The organism is Sphingobacterium multivorum, from assembly GCF_039511225.1.
In the GTDB taxonomy this organism is placed as follows: domain Bacteria; phylum Bacteroidota; class Bacteroidia; order Sphingobacteriales; family Sphingobacteriaceae; genus Sphingobacterium.
In genome coordinates this window covers 3,122,967-3,142,135 of the sequence record NZ_CP154261.1, presented here as the reverse complement: position 1 = coordinate 3,142,135, position 19,169 = coordinate 3,122,967, and the positions used below count along the sequence as shown (strand labels likewise).

The following is a 19,169-nucleotide window of genomic DNA, read 5'->3' as shown; positions in this document are numbered from 1 at the left end:
CCTATACAAATTACCTGCTATTTTACCTTTTGTGAAGGTAAATAAGCTATAAAACCTAGGACAAATAAGAGCAATATGACCGATAGTGCGATCGAGTAGCCATAAGCTGATGAAATATGCTGCCAAATGAAAAATTTATTTTCTTTTTGATGTAGAAATACACCGACGATAAATGTTATTCCCAGGCATATTGATAATTGTTGTATCGTAAGATAGATGGCAGATCCGACGGAAATTAATTTTTCATTGAGGTCTTTTAAGGCAAGAGTCATTAATGCAGGTAGTACACTACCGCAACCAATGCCGTAAAAAAAGAACAGGGTATGTACTTGGTAGCTATTTAAAAGCATCGTATTAAAAATGAAAAGATGTGCAATCAATCCCAAAATCATGATGCCTAATCCATAAAGCACCACAATTTTTCCATGACGCTGTATCAACTTGCTGACCATAATGCTTGCCAATACATAACCTATACCTTGATAAACAAAGGCAATTCCGGTCATTGTTGCTGTATAATTCTTTTGATTTTGAAGGTAATTGGAATTTATGATAAAATAAGCGTCCTGTACCATATAGTAGGCTAATGCGGCCAGCAGACCCAAATTGAAAACCCGATTATTGAATAAGGCGAAATTGAGTACGCTAGGATAGCCCATCTTTTCTAATTTACGCTGTTTTTTTAGAAATAGCAGGACAAAAACAAGCGTTGTTCCCAGGACCAGCAGTGACCATATTGGCCATTTCAAGTCAGGCCCCATGATTAATGGAAAAATTATTCCCATTAAAAGCGTAAATAATGTTACCATTGGTTTAAAAGAAACAGCGGATTTAACGTAGACTTGATCGTTAGCTGTATAACGATAGACAGCAAAGCAGGCGACCACCCCAATGGGAACATTAATTAAAAAGATAAGACGCCAGCTTTCATTTATCCAGGTCTGGTCGGGAAGTATTCCTCCCAATAATTGACCGATGACAGAAGCGATGCCTGCTATACTCCCATAAATACCCAATGCCATTGATCTCTTCTCGGGATTTTCAAAACGTAAGGTGATCAATGCGATACCCTGTGGAACCATCAATCCAGAACTAATCCCTTGGATCAATCTTCCGGCCAATAAAATGTAAAGATTATCGGCTAAGCCACATAAAAGAGAGGCTACTGTAAAACCAGCCATGCCAATTAAATATAATTTCTTCTTTCCATAATGATTTCCGGCATTCCCTGCATTGATTAGAAGACTTGTGTAACCAATGATATATAGTATTATGATCCATTGCGTATCACTATTGCGTAGATGTAGCGCATGTTGAACCGTGGGAAGAGAAACATTAATGATAAAAAGATCGATGACGAAAAGAAATATACCCGTTGAAAGGAGGAAAATATGAAGTAGATCCTTAATTTGAAAGCGCATATAGAAAGTTTTTAATAATTTTACGATTAAAAATAGTTTGGATATTTTTTGCAATCAAGTAGTTATAAATGATGTACTTGGTATGTTTTTATGAACTAATGGTCAGTATGAGGAGATTATGAAGGAAAAAAAAAGTGAAAATTTTGGAGCCTGTTGTGATGTCAACGGAATTTTTAAGATAATTGGCGGAAAATGGAAAGTTTTGCTCATTAAGGCTGTTGCCAAACAATGCCCCAAAAGATTTGGAGAACTACGGCGGGAAATGGAAGATCTGGCGCAAACGACCTTGACCGTTCAACTCCGTGAGCTCGAACGTGATGGTATTTTATGTAGACAGATTTATGCTGAATCTCCACCACGTGTGGAGTATAAACTTAGCGAATTAGGTAAAACTTTACTGCCGGTCATTGAAAGACTTGATGAGTGGTGGTCTGATTACAAACGCGAAAGGGGATAGGCATTTAGTTTATATTCCCTTTCGCTACTCATTTTTGCTGACGCCTAATGAGACAATTGTACCGATGATACAACAGTTTGCATCCATTCTGTTTCTTTAAAAGGTGCATTTAGCCACAACATTGCTAATAGCGGTACCTCAAAATAAATTTGATGGGAAGTCTTGTTAAAGCATGACCTCGGCGTCAGTGATTCCTTTGGTTGATAGGTCTGAGATGCTCCTTAGTGTTCTTTGCGAAATTTCGGTTAATGCTTCTGTGGTGAAAAAAGCTTGGTGTGCCGTCACTAAGACATTCGGATAACTCATCAATAATTGTATTGTTTCATCTTCAATAATTGTTGTCGATAAGTCTTTAAAAAACAACTTTTCCTCCTGTTCATAGACATCAATACCCAGTAAACCAATTTTTCGTTCTTTGAGTGCTTTAATGACATCTTGGGTGTTGATCAGATTGCCTCTGCTTGTATTAATAATAGTAACGCCATCTTTCATTTTCCCCAATGACTCGCTATTGATGAGGTAGTGGTTCTCGGAGGTTAGGGGACAATGAAGTGAAATGATATCTGATTCTTTGAAGAGCTCATCCAATGATTTGTAATTGACACCCTGTGTTGTAAGCTGCTGATCGGGATATAAGTCATAGGCAATTATTTCTGCCCCAAATCCCAATGCAATTTTGATAAAGGCCTTTCCAATTTTCCCCGTTCCAATAACGCCAATTTTTTTCTGATGAAGATTAAATCCTAAAAGGCCATTCAGTGCAAAATTTTGCTCCCTTACGCGGTTATAGGCTTTATGGGTTTTACGATTCAATGTCAATAACATTGCCATTGTATGCTCTGCAACTGCTTCTGGGGAATAAGCCGGGACCCGACATACCTGAATGCCAAACTCCTTTGCCGCCTCCAGGTCAACATTGTTAAAACCAGCACAGCGTAATGCAATCAGTTCGACACCTTTTTGAGCAAGTACTTCAATCACTTGTCGGTTTAGTTTATCATTGACAAATGCGCAGACCACTTTCTCATCTTCAATAGCATTGACAATATGTGGACCTAAATGCGTTTCAAAAAAATTAAACTGAAATCCGTAAGCGCTGTTTTCCTGTTCAAAGAATAATTTGTCGTAGGGTTTAGTCGAAAAGAAGGCAATTTTCATAAAATTGTTTGTTACGTAATAGAATACCATAAATATACAGTATAAATAGCTTATTTGGAACTTCCGTTGTAGGATGTTTCCCAATAGTTATCACATCATTTAACAAAAAATAAGCTAAATTAGACGCATTACATCGATCGTTATACAAATTTTAAGACTATTAAATTGTCCCGATATGCAGTGGTCAAATCAACTCACAAAATCAATAGGTATTGAATATCCGATTATCCAAGCTCCAATGTTTGGTGTTACGACACCAGAAATGGTCATTGCAGCCTCGCGTGCTGGAGCGCTCGGTTCGTTATCTTTGGGTGATCTGCCGCCAGAACGTTGCAGCGAACTTATTCGTTTGACTGCCGAAAATCTAAAGCGGCCTTTCGCGGTCAATATTTTTGTCAATAATATTCCCAAGGTTTCAGTCGATTTAAGGAAACAGTATAGTGAAACAAAAACTTTCGTGGAGCAATTAGCCGCGCAGCACGACTTGAAAGTAACCTTACCCGAGCTTGATAGTATCCATTTGACCGATTACAGGGAACAGATTGACGTAATCATCACCCATCGGTGTAAAGTTGTGAGTTTTACGTTTGGAAATTTGGATACAGAAAGTATAAAACGATTGAAAGACAATGATGTTACTCTTATTGGTACATGCACCTCGGTGGCAGAAGCAATCGCTTTGGAAGAATCTGGCATTGACATCATCTGTGTACAGGGACTAGAAGCAGGAGGACATCGCGGAAGTTTTGACGAGACTCCAATACCGGCGATTGGCGGACTTTCACTTCTACCGCAGGTAAAAGAGCATGTCTATGTTCCCCTTATTTATGCCGGTGGTTTATACAATGCTAGTACGTTGCATGCTGCAAAGCTCTTAGGTGCCAGTGGCTTCCAGGTGGGTAGTTTATTACTCAAATCTAAGGAGAGCGCGCTCCTGGACTTTGAAAAAGCGCGTCTTTCAAGCGTTAAGGAATCAGAGATCGTATTAACGAGGAGCTTTTCAGGGCGCTACGCCAGAGGTATAAAAAATAAATTCATTGAAGCTTTAGACGCCGCTCAAAAGATTTTGCCCTATCCTTATCAAAATAAACTCACAGGCGAATTAAGAAGAGTAGCAAGGATAAATAGAAATGCTGATTTTGTCAACATTTGGACCGGACAATCGATGCATTCTTACAGTGAACTTTCTACTGCAGATATTATACGTTCCTTGATCAAAGAAGTTGAAATTTTACATACTAGTTTAGTTGTTTAACAATAAACACGAAATAAGCTATGTCAATACATTGTCATTTTAAGGGATAACAATCTTTAAAACCTGCGTTTAAATTATTTAAATAGACCTGTAGTTGTTAATCTACAAGACATTTTCTTTTTTTTTCGAAACTTTGTCTCACTGTGAAAAACTAAAAATCTACCGCTATGGAGAACGAAAAAAAGAGAATTCTTGTTATCGAAGATAATGAAATTCTATTGAGCACAATGCAGTTTGTTCTTGTAAGAGAGGGGTATGACCTCTTACTGGCAAAGTCCGGTAAAGAAGCCCTTTCGCTGGTTTCGGATGAAACCATTGATTTGGTCATAACAGACCTGGCATTACCCTTTGCTAATGGCTACGAAATAATCGATCGCATTCGGAAAAGCAGTACGAATAATCAGGTGCCCGTTATTATTATTTCAGGCTATCGAGATGACAACAGCATTGTTGAAGGTTTCGAAGTAGGAGCCAACGATTATATCAAAAAACCTATTTCGCCGTCTGAACTGATATCCCGTGTACGATTAAGAATAGGTCATGCTTAGTAAAATAGAACATACGATTCATAGCATCCGATCCTTTTTTGAGGGTGAGGGTTGGCCTATTTTGGTTACGATAGCGCTTGTGTTGAGCTTTCTATTTTGGGTAAGCTGTCTTGTCGGTATTGCTATCTTTTATTATCGCGACTATCGGTACCGCCTATATCATGCTAAAATATATCCTGTATTGCGAGATTTTATCTATGAACACATTTTGATTGATAATAGGAATAGCCATTATCCGGTGGATAAACTAGCGTTGGATCTTCATAAGCCGATCATTCAGAAAGTGGTCCGTCAAATATTGCATGAATATATTTTTACTATCGGTGGAGAGAAAGGAAAAAATATGCGGAGTTTATTTAATGAATTGGGCTTCGATAGAGAAGCGCAATACGAAATAAGACACGAGAGCCACCATGTGGCAGCCACAGTAAGATCTTTGGCCGATTTAGCATTGATGAAGGTCGAGATCCAGGATGCGGTTTTGACGCAGCTGATGAGTAGCCCACGCATTGAAATTCGGGTAGCGGCCTTTAAATATCTTTTGCAGGTGCGGGGTGAAATATCCTTCGATCAGGTTTTTTCTGGTATTGCAGGAATTACTGACCTGGATGCACTTGATATCTATCAAACAATTGTCTCAACCGACTATGTGGGATCTTACGTGTTCTCTCAATGGCTGGACGGCGCTCAATCTTTTTCAATCAATAGCCTTATGATGGACCTCATGGTCTATTACCAGCAATTAGATGAAGAAAAATTATGGCAGCTCATCGTTTCAGCTCAGGATGCTAAAACGCTACACAAAGCGATCAACTCATTGGGCAAACTCCTGGCGAGAGATAGCGAAAGTCGGTTAGTGGATTTTTACACCATCGAGCAGCCCTTAAATGTCAAGATAGAGATTGTAAAAGCATTGGGGCGTCTTGGTCAAGGAAAATCGATCGAACTTTTAGAGAACATCTTCAACGATAAAAGTACAGTATTGGCACTACGAAAACACGCTTATCGTTCCCTGCTCGCGCAAAAGCCTTACAGTGCATCAAGTTTACGTAAAATTGAAACTGCTGAAAATTTGGACGATTATAAGCTTATACGTTATGTTAGTCACCCTATGGTTCACTATATATAGATTGCTAGGTATTGTTTCCATAACACAAAAGTATTGCATATGAAACATTTTATATTTTCAATAGAATTTGTTTTCGGATTTTATTGTCTCTTGCTGTTGATTGTATACGTCATGTTGTTTCGGATGTCATCCATATCGATCCGGAAGAATCTTCGGAAGAGAAATTCCCGACGTGTGCAGACATTAATGGAGTCTGAAATTGCTCCCGGGGTAAGTATTGTCGCACCAGCATATAATGAATCGGTTACAATCGTGAACAATGTACGTTCGCTGATGACACTGTTTTACTCCAGATACGAGGTCGTTATTGTGAATGATGGCAGTAAAGATGATACATTGGAGAAGCTCATTAAAGAGTTTGATCTGGTCCAGGTAGACTTTTTGGTTGACTATTTGGTGCCATGTAAGGAGATTAAAGCAATCTACAAATCCAGGGACATCTCTCATAAACGACTAACGATCGTTGATAAAATAAACGGGGGCAGTAAGGCCGATGCGGTAAATGCTGGAATTAATGTAGCTTCCTTTCCTTATATTTTAAATACCGATGTGGATTGTGTGCTCGCCAATGACACCCTGGTTCAATTAATCGAAGCTGTACTGGATTCGAAGGAACGTGTAATCGCTGTGGGCGCAACACTACGGATGTCAAACTCCAGTTATGTGGATTCCGGTATGTTGGTGGAAGCTGCATTACCCAAACCCATATTGGCCCGTTTTCAGGAAATGGAATACATTCGATCATACCTGTTGGGTAAAATGGGCTGGAATTACCTTAACTGTATTCCCAATGTTTCTGGGGGATTGGGATTGTTTGATAAAGAGATTCTCATTGCTGCGGGCGGATATGATTCTAATTCCTTGGGCGAGGATATGGAGATGGTAACCAGAATGTGTATGACCATGTGTGACAATAACCAAAAATACGAGGTCAAGTATATTCCGCAGACGCTCTGTTGGACTGAGGGGCCTGACAGCCTCAAGATGTTAACGCGTCAACGTGTACGCTGGGCGCGGGGTTTGATGCAAATTATGCGCACACATCGTAAGGCCTTTTTTAATCCAAAGTACAAAAGGTTTGGACTCATCGTTTTTCCATACAATGCCATTTTCGAATTTTTTGCCCCTATTATGGAGATTTTAGGTATTTTCTTTTATATCTACCTCATCCTAACACATGGCATTAATTGGCCAATGGCTATTCTTTTATTGATCTTCGTCTATATGTTTTCGGTCTTTCTGACAAGTTTTTCCATTTTACTGGACAATTATGTCTATAAATATTACAAACGGCGAAAAGATATTATAAGGTTATGCCTCACCGCATTTATAGAACCATTTGTATATCATCCCATTATCGTTTATAGCTCGATTAAGGGCTATGTCCAAGAACTTTTTGGGAAAAAGCATGCCTGGGGGGAAATGACGCGAAAAGGCACCTTAACTCCTTTGCCCTCTGATCACATTAAAAAGTAGAAAAATGAAAAAATTAATCCTATCTGCGCTAATTTTTTGTTTGCTATTTTTGTCGCAAGTTGTACATGCGCAGGTTAACTGGCAAAATAAAACATACGACGTTGACAGCTTGGTTCCAAAAGCCGCTGGCTACCTGCGAGCAGGAAGAGTGGGGGAATCCATTGCATTGAGCCAAACCGTATTATCAAAATATCCTAAATACACGGATTTTAGGTATATCTTGGGATTGAGCTATCAGAAGATGGGGCGAGCCGACTGGGCGATTCCCTATTTTGAAGCAGTGGTTTCGAGCGAGCCCAGCTACAGAGATGCGTATCTTTCATTAGCTGCACTATATGAGTCTTCTAATCAGCCTGAAAAAGCAACGATTACCTGGCAATCCGCACGTAAACGGTTTCCGATGGACGCTGAAATCATCAGGTTGTATAGCGAATTTGAACATCGGAAGTTAACACGTGACCGTGATGCGTGCATCGATATCTGGTATAAAAGGGGACGGAATTTCGTCGAAAAGGGAGATGTATTTCAAGCATTGGCTTATTCGGACAGTATACAACACGCTGATCCTGCAGACAATCGTTTCTTATACCTGCGATCAAGTGCTTTTATGACGAATAGAGAATATGGGAAAGCGAAGACTGATTTCGAAACTTTATGGAGCAGAGGTGACAGTTCGATTTTTGTTACCGAACAATTAGCAAACATTGCCGCACTAAACAAAGACTATTCAACGGCATTGGGTTATATGAATCAGCTGGTAACGAAGATGCCAGAAAATTTACAATATCAGCATTTGACCAAAGTTTACCGCGAGAATATGCCTTATAAGTTTTATATTGGAGCAAATCATATGCAAAGTTCGCAAGATCGGCCAAATGGACATTTCTTTATTTCAGGTCTGGAATATGGCCAAAGATTAGGGGAGAAAAATACGCTTATCGGACAGTTTAATTACGGGAATAGACGTGGTGAGAAAGGTTATCAGGTCGGTTTGGATGCTTGGCTTAACTACAGTAAAAATATATATGCCTATCATCAGATAGCTTGGGCTGATGGTAGTGTTTTTCCAACATGGCGCGCATCTTATAGCCTATATCGGGAAGCGGGATTGTGGCTCTTCGATTTCGGAGGAAGGTATGTTCGTGCAAATGACAATACAAATAATTACGGGCTTGTCGCTTCTGCAGGCCGATATTTTGGGCCAACTTTTGTCTATTTAAGGGGATTTTTGTTACGTGATGAACAGCGATGGAACCAAGCCTACTCCCTCGCGATCCGACATTATTATAACAGTGAAAAACGGGATTCCTATGTCACACTAATCGGTAATGTAGGGACTTCGCCAGATGATCCATCGCGTTATCAATTCCTAAACAACCGTTTCAATTTTTTATCCCGATCAATTAATGCAGGCTGGCAACATCGCATAGATGCTTGGGGTTTTACGCTCATGGGCGGATGGAGCTATTACAAAGTTGCTGAAAATAGATTTATGAACCAGTATGATCTAAATCTATCATTAAGGAGATATTTTTAATATGATGTGGAAGTTTATGTTAGGTCTATTGTCTTTGGTAACGATAGTTCAGGGTAAGGAAAGATTGGTATTGGTGGAGAACGGGAAAACGGATTATGTCATTCAGGCGGATGCAAATGATCCTGTTGTGCAAAAAGCTGCTACGGTGATAAGCACTTTTACAAAAGAAAGCACAGGTGTAGATTTTGCAATACAATCTAAAGTTGATGGTACACATGCCATTATTTTGGAAAGAAGCCCAATAACGAATGCTTCTCCTGAAGACAGTTATTCGATTGAAGCTGTCGGAAAAAATATTTACATCAAGGGAAGTGGTAAAGGCGTATTATTTGCGGCGTACCGTTATGTCAGGGATGTTATTGGTGGGCGAAAGTGGTATACAGGTAAAGAAAATACCGATGTTCCAAAGTGTACTGCGTTATATGTGGATGCCGATTTAAAAATCTTTTCAAAGCCTAATTTTCAGTTTAGAGAAGTTTATTTCCCTGTGGAATTGGATCAGGAGTACATGGACTGGTATGGCCTACATAATTTGGAAGATAGATGGGGTGACTGGGGCCATACCTTCAGTAAAATATTGCCACCATCGATTTACTTTAAAGATCATCCGGAATATTACGCGCTGTATGATGGGAAGCGTCAACCGATTCAGCTCTGTCTTTCCAATGAAGAAGTTTTTAATCATACAGTCGCTTACTTTAAGAAAAGGATGCTTGAAAATCCAACGGCTATCTATTGGTCCATAGCAGCCAATGACGACATTGGAAGCTGTACTTGCGATCTTTGCCAAGCCATTGATAAGCGCGAAGGAGGAGCACAGGGCTCCTTGATTCACTTTGTGAATAGGGTGGCGGGAAAATTTCCAGACAAGAAATTTACGACACTGGCGTATCTCGAATCGGCTAATGCTCCAGCGCATCTTCGCGTCGCAGATAATGTTTCGGTTATATTAAGTAATATCGATGCTTTTCGGAAAAATGATATCAGTAGTGAATATTCTGCAGCAACTTTCCGTAGACAATTGGGCGCTTGGAAATCGAAAGCGAAGCATGTGTTTGTATGGGATTATTTGACTCAGTTTACCAATTATCTTGCCCCATTCCCCATTCAAGGAACGATGCAGAAAAGCATGCAGTATTTGAAAGGACAAGGGGTAGAAGGGGTATTCTTACAAGGTGGCGGAGCGACCTATAGTGATATGGCGGAGTTAAATGCTTATATTTTGGCTAACCTTGCCTGGGATACAGATGGTCGTTCAGAAGAGCAATTGACAGATGAATTTATTGAGGGATATTATGGTAAGGCAGCGCCATTTATTAAAAAATATCTCGATCTGCGAAGAAATCACTTGCCTGGAGCTTCCTCCGCTTTGTCGATTTATGGAAATCCAATTGATAATAGAAAGGATTTTTTGAGTCCCGAAGTTATGGATCAATACAGTACATTGTTAGAAAAAGCTGAAATTGCAAGTGAAGGAAATCCTTTATTAGAATCGCGTATTAGACGTGTCGGTTTAGGCTTGGATTACACCTACTTGCAACAAGCACGGTTCTATGGTCCTCATCAGCATGGTATCTTTGAGCAAGACGGCGAACATTGGGTTGTGAGGCCTAATGTAAGCCGTAAAGTGACTCAATTTATTAAAGACGCCAAAAGGCTAGGGGTAATAGAACTTGCCGAAGGGGGGGCGTCACCTGATGCTTATGCAAAAGAATGGAGCGAAATATTCAATGCTGGAGTCAGAACGAACAAAGCTTCACAAGCAAGTATAAAACTGAAAAATCCATTCGATCCTTCCTTCCCTGCCAATGGTCTGGAAACCCTCTCCGATAGTGTCCCAGGATACATGGATTATAGCTACAACTGGTTGCTATGGAATGGGGAGCCGATGGATATTACGTTTGATTTTGAACAGGAAAAACACATCGATACGATAGAGCTTAATTTTCTAAAGGATGCCCGACATTGGATATTTTCACCAAAGGAAGTCCGCATTTCGGTATCCCAAAATGGAGAAGATTTTCAAGATGTGCTGCTGAGGAAACTTGAATCCCAGGAGGAAGATTTTACAGTGGAGAAGGTTCGCTATCGAGCTTTGATAAACGACCGTGTTAAGGTCATCCGAGTCTATGCTGAACCCTTAGCAAAATTACCTGAATGGAGGTATCATCCGAAACGGAACGCGCTTATAGCCTGTGATGAAATATGGATAAACTGATGTTGAAGATGTATCTATAGAAGTGATTTTAATGGTGTGTGGATATTGTTCTACAATAAATTTTTTAGTGCTTTAATTTAATACGGAAAATGATTAAATTAGAGTTAACTAAGTTATAAACAGATTCATATGGAAATTAAAACATCTTCAAAATTTGTTGCCGAACTAATTGGAACATTTGGTTTGGTACTTTTTGGTTGTGGAGCTGCCGCTATTGCAGGGGCCAATACCACAGCTGGACTTTCTGGCCTTGGGCTGTTGGGTATTGCAGTCGCCTTCGGCCTTTCGGTCGTGGTTTTTGCTTATGCGATCGGAGGAATCTCAGGTTGTCATATCAATCCTGCCGTTACGGTTGGTGTATTATTGGCGGGTAAAATGTCTGCCAAGGATGCAATTGTGTATATCATTGCTCAATTTATTGGCGCACTTTTGGGAGCATTTGTTCTTCAGCAGATTTTGAGTGGACAGCTGGCCGGCTTTACTGCAGGTGAATGGGCCTATGGCTCCAACGGATGGGGAAAGGGTTATCAAAACGAGTATGGTACTGCTTCTGCCTTTCTGATTGAAGCAGTGTTAACGTTTCTTTTTCTATTTGTGATATTAGCGACAACCTCTAAAGTAGGTAACAGTACAATGGCTGGACTTGCAATCGGTTTTACACTGCTATTAATCCACCTCGTTGCTATCCCTGTAACGGGTACATCCGTTAACCCAGCACGTTCATTTGGTCCTGCCATTTTAGCGGGGGGGCAAGCTTTGTCTCAGCTATGGTTATTTATCGTTGCGCCGCTCGTGGGTGCTGCAGTTGCAGCAGTTGTTTGGAAAGCGTTGGAACCTAAAGACTAATTTTTTTCATTTTATCGGATGCGTCCAATGGGTACAACATACCTATTGGACGCTTTCATTTAGGAGTGATTGATAAGCCTAGAGGCAGGATCACTAAGATTTCAATATGGCCTCCATAAAACTTGCAACCTGTTCCTCGTCGGTGGCCCAGGAGGTAATCAGGCGAATAGCAGCATAATCATTATCTATTTCCTTCCAAATATAAAACTGGTATTTCTGACTCAATGTCTCTATGACAGATTTGGGTAAAATCGGGAAAATTTGATTAGTGGTTGAGTCTGTCAAAAATGAATGGCCTTTTTCTTTGATCACCTGAGCGATCCGCATAGCGTAGGAATTTGCTTTTTGCGCTAGTTCAAAATATAAATCATCTTTAAAGAGCTCGAGAAACTGAATGGATAAAACCCGGCCCTTGGCAAGCAAAGCGCCCTTCTGCTTGATTGCATAGTCAAAATCCAGTGCCAATTCGGGTTTATTAAACACTACGGCTTCACCTAAAAGCGCACCGTTTTTCGTCCCACCAATATAGAATACGTCAGCATAATTTCCAATGTCTTTCAGTGTTAGATCATTGTTTTCAGCCATCAAAGCATGCCCCAACCGAGCTCCATCCAGATAAAGTAAAAGATGATGTTCTTGACAACATACATAAAGTGCTTCCAATTCTGTCAGCGTATAGATCGTGCCAATTTCAGTCGAATTGGAAATATACACTATTCTTGGCTTTACGACATGTGGCGCCAGTGCATGTTCCTTTAACGTTTTTGTAATATCATTCGGCGTTAGTTTTCCATCAAGTGTTTCGACAGTAATGACTTTGTGTCCAGTTGCTTCGATAGCGCCAGTTTCATTGGCCGATATGTGCCCAGTTTTTGCGCTAATTACGGCTTCATGGATACGTAAGAGAAAGGATAGCACAAGTAGATTTGTCTGTGTTCCGCCAGATAAAAAGTAAACAACAGCTTGCTCGTTCGCTATCTTTTTCTTCAAAATGCTTTTTGCTGCTTTAGCATATTCATCTTCGCCATAGCCGGCTTGTTGTATCAGATTTGTTTCGATAAGTTTATCTAAAATGCGGGGGTGCGCCCCTTCGGAATAATCGTTTTTAAAATTATACATAATGCTGTTTTTTACTTCAGATGCTCTTTACTAAGTACGTCAAACGCATTACCAGGATGATAAATGAATCTTGACCGAGTCAAATGTATAAATACAATATCGTTTTTTAACAATCTGAGCAGGAAAAAAATGGGATAAAAGCTATGAATATAACATTCTGAGCGTATAAGAAAAGAATATGTTGTTTTGCACTGTAAATGTTTTTTCAAAACTTATGATTAAATTTGGGAGAGGAGGTAGAAATAAATATTTATCCTTATCAAATTATGAAAAGAGTCGTATTTGTTGCGAGTATTTCGCTGGCATTTGGAATGGGGTACGCCTTTAATACCATGAGCCATTTGAACCGACCTGTCGAGTTAAAAAGAGTAACTGGTATAGGCGGAATTTTCTTCAAGTGCAAAGATCCTAAAAAATTAAGAGCCTGGTATGCCGATCATCTGGGACTGGCAACAAATTCTTACGGCGCTGTGTTTGAGTGGTATCAGGGTGCTGATAGTACGAAAAAAGGATTTACGCAATGGAGCCCTTTTAAAGAGAGTACAAGCTATTTTGGCCCCTCGGAAAAAGACTTTATGATCAATTATCGGGTTGCCGATATTGAACTCCTAATCGATCAATTGAAGAAGGAGGGAGTTACGGTACTTGACAAGATCGAGTCCTTTGACTATGGCAAATTTGTTCATATCATGGATATTGAAGGAAATAAAATAGAGCTTTGGCAGCCGAATGATCTTGCTTATGAAAAGATGGGCATCGATATGGGGGCCAAAACGACAAAGTAGGTCTATTCAGTTCACAACGCAGGGTCTGTTTTTAGCAAATGATCTTTAAGATAATCAAGAAATGCAGCTCCAAGCGCTCCCAAGCAATAAGCCCCTAAATCTGACCAGAGAAATCCTTGTCCAAATACGAGACGCAAAAGTGAATTGCTCCTTATCCATAAAAGTAATGGTAATTGGACAAGTTGTAAAAATTCAATGGTAAAACAGAATAGAATGGTAATGATACAGTAGGAGAACAGTGATTTTTTAATAAATATTAAGCGTGATAACCAATACACCATCATAGCATAAAGCACATCGCCACATATAGGCGGTATGACAGATATTTTACGTGAGATTAAACCCAAGACTACAGTTGTCACCATTAGGACCAAATACTGAATTTTTGCCGCGCTTTTCATTTCGTATACCGATACCAAATTTATTGTCTGGAATAGGAAATTGTTTCAACAGGATTTCCAAAAATCTTTTTGTTTCCTTTTGTCTTCACAAATCTATCCTGTTGTGCTATTGTACTAGCGATAGAGAAAATGACATTTGCGTCGTTTTGGGGGTGTATTGTAGCGAGTAGCTGTCTGTTTTGATCGAACAGCTGAAGCTGGTTGACCAAAGCATGGTTTATTTCCATGATGTGGATCTCTTTCAGTGGAATAATCCTATCCTCTTTTTTCGGCTGCCTGATGGATAAGTTCGTGTTGTCAACTTGTACTTCAATCTTGGGATTGATCAATTGCAAGATGACGACGAGTGGACCAATGATAACAACCGCAACCAATATCCCCAAGCCCTTCGCCGAACCAAAATTATTTGCCGCATCGGCCATCCCATTTATACCACCGAAGATCATATAACATAGTATAAATACAACAACTAAATAAATTAATCCAAAGATTAAGCCCTTTTTAACCTGATGTGATTTAAATTGAAAAGTCTTCATACGATACGCTTTGATTTTTTACATCTATATTAATTAAAGATATTTATATTTATGCAATCAGAGAGATATTATGTTAAACATTTTTTCATTTTGTTCGAGCAGGTAGTGGAAAACAGCATTGAAATTAAGAGAACCAACTTCCAACGGAAATCAGATTATTTTCAACTGCTGATGTATATGCTATGCTCAATGCTGGGTGTTGTCAGTATATTTTGGGATTGGAAAGCAAGTATCCCAGCTTTAATGTGTACAATTTTTGTGTTAATCATACGACGTAAGGTTGACATTTTGTCTAATATGAGCTGGTTTATTTTTGGATTTATTGCTGTTGCATTGCTTTTGTCCTGGATTTTTCATCTGTCTTTTGGTCTGTTTGTGCTTCAGTGTGCATTATTTGCAACCGTTAAACTTGCCATATCAAAATTTAGAGAGATTGGTCAAGATCACACTGATATTATCTTCTCTTTAAATGCCATTGAGTTCTCTTGTCTATGTCCCGAAAACAGCGATTATAAGGGCTATGCAATAAATCCCTTGGGCTATAAAAAGCGATTTCAAATGGCAGATATTCGCTCTATACAACGCGATCGCAAAAATCTACTTATCGTATTAAAAGAACAGATCGTCCGCCCCCGCGAACTTCGACAGGAAGAGATAGAGCTCATTCTTACGTATTTTAGAAAAAATAAGGCCGATCTTATTCATGCGGTAACCACCGAAAGGATCCTCCAGGAAGAGGATCGTGTCTATTGGATCAAGCTGATTGTTTTTGCTTTGCCCTGTCTGTTGGCGGTATGCGCAATCTATATTTTTGCTGATAACGGGCGAAATTCATTAATCAGCGTATGTATCATTATTGGGGCAATACTTCTAGCGGTAATTTTATTAAAGATTACGAATTTGGTTTATCATCATGGTGAGAAAAAGTAATTTTTTTATTTTAAGAAGTCTGCATACCAATGCCCAGAGGATTTGATAATACGTTGTTGATTTTTGAAATCAACATACACCAGTCCAAATCTTGGCCGATATCCTTCAGCCCATTCGAAGTTGTCAAGAAAAGTCCATACAAAATAGCCCTTGACATTTACACCTTCCTGTTTCGCACGATAAACTTGTTGCAATGCTTCCTGTAAATAGGAAACTCTTTTAGGATCATGTACTATACTATTCTCGGCTTTATCGGGAAACGCGGCGCCGTTTTCGGTAACAATTAAAGGCGGCATGTTTTGGTAGGTACTGAATTTTTTGAGCATATGATAGATGGACGCTGGGTAAACCTCCCAATTCATTTCAGTTAAATCAACTTTACGCTCTTTTGCGGATACTATTTTTGCTTGGAGATAAGGAACGAACATGGCGTATCGTATAACCTCCCGCGTATAATTCTGTATCCCAATGAAATCCATATCAAATTTCAGGTCTCTTTCATCATTCAATTTAATATACTTTTCAATTCTATTCAGTATTTTAATCTCCTGAGTAGGATAGCCCATTCCTAAGAGAGGTTCTATAAACAGACGATTGAGTAATACATCTGCTTTTTTTGCTGCTTTAATGTCCTTGTCTCTCGATGTGAATGGTTCGACATGAGAACATGAAAATGTAGTTCCAACCTGACTGTCGGGCTGGATCGATTTGATGATTCGACCTCCCTGTGCTTGTGCCAATGCCGCATGATGCGCGGCGGCCAAAAAATTACCCAGACCTTTTCGTTCCGGTGCATGCACGCCAAAGAAATAACCTGCGGCAGTGAATACGGTAGGCTCATTGAGAACCATCCAGTTTTTAACACGATCACCGTAGGTATGCACACATTTGGAAACAAATTCGCCAAACCAATCTTTTACATCACGGTTCACCCAGCCACCTTTTTTTTCTAATGCATGGGGAAGATCCCAATGGTATAAGGTAACCCAAGGGGTGATCCCTAGTTCGAGCGATAGGTCGATCAATCGATCATAAAAATCCAAACCTGATTGATTTACTTCACCGATTCCACCCGGGAAAATACGGCTCCATGATAAGGAGAATCTATAATTAGGAATATGCATTCCTTTCATTAGATGGAGATCCTGGACGTAGCGATTGTAAAAATCGCAAGCCTCATTACCATGTTGATTTTGAAATATACGGTTCCTTTTTTGTACAAAGATATCCCAAATAGAAGGACCTTTGCCATGTAAATCATGCGCACCCTCGATCTGATAGGCAGCTGTAGACACTCCCCAAATAAAATCTTTGCCAAAAGCATCTTTGGTTAAAAGCATTTATAAAATAAAATTATCGGACCTCAATGCCGTTTAAAAACAATTAGGTCTTGTGGAATCTCAAGGGTGAATAGAATGAACTGAATCGACCTAGAAAGATCCTAAATATAATTCGCTGGAAAAAATAGTTTATCGTTTTCATAATAGATACATTACTCCGTTGATTACATTGAACTATTGTATGATAAAGTAACGAAACGCAAATGAACTGTATATAAACTATATGTTAAATATACGAAAAAACACCGGGATGAATCATGGTATTATGCTTAGCCGTATGCTAATTCTAAGCAAGTTTTATTTGTAAGTACGATCTTACCGGAATGTCTAGGTGGCGTAGATTCTTAATCCCAATTTTTGAGCTATCTAATTTCAAATTCCGTATATATTGTCCTTTTAAATTCTAAAACTTCGGGGGCTACTTTAAATCCTTCGCCGCCGTAACCCTTGTTGAATGTTTCCAACGCCATCCCTGTTCTAAACTGCGTCGATTGGTTGGATGCGCTTCCATCGTTCGACAAAAAAAGCAGTTTGCCAATTTCGACATCAGCCCGAGATGCAAGTTTTTTTGCAGATTTTAATGCATCATCATAAGCAATAAGATCCGCTTCTCTTAAAATACTGTCTGCTTTGGAATGATCGAATGAGATGGAGCCTATTCCGCTTATTTTGGTCTCTAACAACTTGCCTGTTAATTCTGTAAATTTCGATAAATCATGTAAAACAAAATCGATTGTTTGTTGTGCTTGATACCCAATAAATTTATTGGTATTTCCGATGTATTGATAATCCTTATTTGCTGATACGCTGCTTGTTTTAATGTCTTCCTTTTTATTGCCGTATTTTTGGAGCAATGCAATGACCGTATCGACAGTTGCTTGAGTCTCTCTAACCGCGTCTACCATCCTCGGTTTTGTGAATGCCGTATTGATTGTCAACGTGACTTGATCGGGCATTATCCTAATCTTTCCTTCACCACTGACACGAATTCTATTTTCACCTTCTTTTGCTGCCCGATCACAGGACAATACGACCATAATGCCACTCAAGCATATAAAAAATAAAGTGATTAACTGTTTTTTCATACTTTTTGATGTTCAATCTATTAAATCAATAAGTTGTTCCCTAAATATCTAAATATAATGAATAACTAGGATATCCGCTAGGGTAAAATGCAGTTGAAGCATAGGAAGGTCTAAGTAATGGGAAATAAGATAAAAAAGCAGGCTAATTACCTGCTTTTTTATCTTGAAAAGCGACCATTTTTTAATCGATACTTTTTGAATAAATCTTTAGCTGTTTTTGCAGTGCTTTCCTGGCCATATGTATACGTGTTTTGACCGTACCCTCTGGGATTTGCAGATGCTCTGCAATTTCATAATATTTAAATCCTTCCAAAAACATTGCAAAGGCGTTATAGTAATCTTTTGATAAACTATTGAGTGCGTGTTGTATATCAGAGGCTATAAAATTATTTTCACCGCGATTGGTTGTTATTTCATTATGATAACCTATACTTACATATTCATTGCGGTAATTCTCCAATCTTTTATTTCGAGTATATTGGTTAATATATGTATTTTTCATGATGATATAGAGCCAGGACATCAACTTTGGATGTTTCAGGAATTTTTCAATAGATCCCAATGACCTTACCATGGTCTCCTGAACCAGATCCTCTCGTTCATCCGGATCGTTTGTAAATTGCGCTGCCAAATATTTTAATGTAGGTCTTTTTTCCTTAAACAGTTGATCGATTGTTAAATTTTCCATATTATCAAGTTTTAAGTGTCTATCTTGCCTATATCACTACAATTAAGGTGCTAGAAAATAATTAAGAGGAAATGCGTTGACGCTGAATGGATCAAGCTAATTTATTACTTGTTTTATTTTAACAATCAGTTAGTCAATGTTTTATGTAGAATAACTATTCAGCTATCAGGCTGATGCTAAGCGTTATTCTGCATTAATAACAAGTGTTTTCCTGTTTCATTTCCCCCTTTTTTCTTTTTG

Annotated in this window: 18 protein-coding genes; 10 read left to right on the top strand and 8 right to left on the bottom strand. The window is 39.1% G+C overall.

What is annotated here, in order from left to right:
* Positions 1–17: 17 nt before the first annotated feature.
* Entirely contained in the window at positions 18–1,421 is a 1,404-nt protein-coding gene (locus AAH582_RS13095; protein WP_343317901.1) for an MFS transporter, read from the bottom strand.
* A gap of 118 nt (positions 1,422–1,539) precedes the next feature.
* Here AAH582_RS13095 and AAH582_RS13090 point away from each other — a divergent pair, with 118 nt between their 5' ends.
* Positions 1,540–1,878, top strand: coding sequence for a winged helix-turn-helix transcriptional regulator (locus AAH582_RS13090; RefSeq protein ID WP_046673525.1), 339 nt, complete (start codon positions 1,540–1,542; stop codon positions 1,876–1,878).
* A 165-nt stretch (positions 1,879–2,043) separates the two neighbouring features.
* Here AAH582_RS13090 and AAH582_RS13085 read toward each other — a convergent pair whose 3' ends face one another.
* Complete coding sequence (locus AAH582_RS13085; protein ID WP_046673609.1) at positions 2,044–3,036, bottom strand: 2-hydroxyacid dehydrogenase; 993 nt, start codon at positions 3,034–3,036, stop codon at positions 2,044–2,046.
* A gap of 175 nt (positions 3,037–3,211) precedes the next feature.
* On the opposite strand from AAH582_RS13085, the gene AAH582_RS13080 reads away from it, so the two are divergent.
* The 7 genes from AAH582_RS13080 (at position 3,212) to AAH582_RS13050 (ending at position 12,045) form a co-directional block, all read left to right on the top strand.
* Complete coding sequence (locus AAH582_RS13080; RefSeq protein WP_343317899.1) at positions 3,212–4,291, top strand: NAD(P)H-dependent flavin oxidoreductase; 1,080 nt, start codon at positions 3,212–3,214, stop codon at positions 4,289–4,291.
* Between the two features lie 167 nt (positions 4,292–4,458).
* Positions 4,459–4,839, top strand: coding sequence for a response regulator (locus tag AAH582_RS13075; RefSeq protein ID WP_046673523.1), 381 nt, complete (start codon positions 4,459–4,461; stop codon positions 4,837–4,839).
* Complete coding sequence (locus tag AAH582_RS13070) at positions 4,832–5,968, top strand: HEAT repeat domain-containing protein (RefSeq protein ID WP_343317896.1); 1,137 nt, start codon at positions 4,832–4,834, stop codon at positions 5,966–5,968. Before AAH582_RS13075 ends, AAH582_RS13070 begins: the two co-directional genes overlap by 8 nt.
* Before the next feature lie 39 nt (positions 5,969–6,007).
* Positions 6,008–7,444, top strand: coding sequence for a glycosyltransferase family 2 protein (locus AAH582_RS13065; RefSeq protein ID WP_046673521.1), 1,437 nt, complete (start codon positions 6,008–6,010; stop codon positions 7,442–7,444).
* Positions 7,445–7,448: 4 nt separating this feature from the next.
* Entirely contained in the window at positions 7,449–8,981 is a 1,533-nt protein-coding gene (locus AAH582_RS13060) for a YaiO family outer membrane beta-barrel protein (RefSeq protein ID WP_343317894.1), read from the top strand.
* A gap of 1 nt (position 8,982) precedes the next feature.
* The gene (locus AAH582_RS13055) at positions 8,983–11,199 is read left to right on the top strand and encodes a DUF4838 domain-containing protein (protein ID WP_343317892.1); all 2,217 of its coding nucleotides are present in this window, start codon (positions 8,983–8,985) and stop codon (positions 11,197–11,199) included.
* 129 nt (positions 11,200–11,328) lie between these two features.
* Complete coding sequence (locus AAH582_RS13050; protein WP_046673518.1) at positions 11,329–12,045, top strand: MIP family channel protein; 717 nt, start codon at positions 11,329–11,331, stop codon at positions 12,043–12,045.
* 93 nt (positions 12,046–12,138) lie between these two features.
* Here AAH582_RS13050 and AAH582_RS13045 read toward each other — a convergent pair whose 3' ends face one another.
* Positions 12,139–13,164, bottom strand: coding sequence for a threonine aldolase family protein (locus AAH582_RS13045; protein ID WP_046673517.1), 1,026 nt, complete (start codon positions 13,162–13,164; stop codon positions 12,139–12,141).
* Positions 13,165–13,430: 266 nt separating this feature from the next.
* Between AAH582_RS13045 and AAH582_RS13040 the strand changes: the two genes are divergently transcribed.
* The gene (locus AAH582_RS13040) at positions 13,431–13,949 is read left to right on the top strand and encodes a VOC family protein (RefSeq protein ID WP_197084010.1); all 519 of its coding nucleotides are present in this window, start codon (positions 13,431–13,433) and stop codon (positions 13,947–13,949) included.
* 11 nt (positions 13,950–13,960) lie between these two features.
* Here the strand turns inward: AAH582_RS13040 and AAH582_RS24860 are convergent, their stop codons facing one another.
* A complete protein-coding gene (locus AAH582_RS24860) occupies positions 13,961–14,314 on the bottom strand; it encodes a DUF2809 domain-containing protein (protein ID WP_430459046.1) in 354 nt (117 codons plus the stop codon).
* Between the two features lie 56 nt (positions 14,315–14,370).
* A complete protein-coding gene (locus AAH582_RS13035; protein ID WP_046673516.1) occupies positions 14,371–14,886 on the bottom strand; it encodes a hypothetical protein in 516 nt (171 codons plus the stop codon).
* A gap of 51 nt (positions 14,887–14,937) precedes the next feature.
* Between AAH582_RS13035 and AAH582_RS13030 the strand changes: the two genes are divergently transcribed.
* A complete protein-coding gene (locus AAH582_RS13030) occupies positions 14,938–15,816 on the top strand; it encodes a hypothetical protein (protein ID WP_343317886.1) in 879 nt (292 codons plus the stop codon).
* A gap of 5 nt (positions 15,817–15,821) precedes the next feature.
* Here AAH582_RS13030 and AAH582_RS13025 read toward each other — a convergent pair whose 3' ends face one another.
* The 3 genes from AAH582_RS13025 to AAH582_RS13015 form a co-directional block, all read right to left on the bottom strand.
* Positions 15,822–17,156, bottom strand: coding sequence for a GH1 family beta-glucosidase (locus AAH582_RS13025; protein ID WP_343317885.1), 1,335 nt, complete (start codon positions 17,154–17,156; stop codon positions 15,822–15,824).
* Positions 17,157–17,518: 362 nt separating this feature from the next.
* Positions 17,519–18,241: an SIMPL domain-containing protein gene (locus AAH582_RS13020; protein WP_112374075.1), complete on the bottom strand. Its 723-nt coding sequence runs from the start codon at positions 18,239–18,241 to the stop codon at positions 17,519–17,521.
* 181 nt (positions 18,242–18,422) lie between these two features.
* Positions 18,423–18,929, bottom strand: a complete 507-nt coding sequence (locus AAH582_RS13015) for an RNA polymerase sigma factor (protein WP_046673512.1) — start codon at positions 18,927–18,929, stop codon at positions 18,423–18,425.
* Positions 18,930–19,169 lie beyond the last annotated feature (240 nt).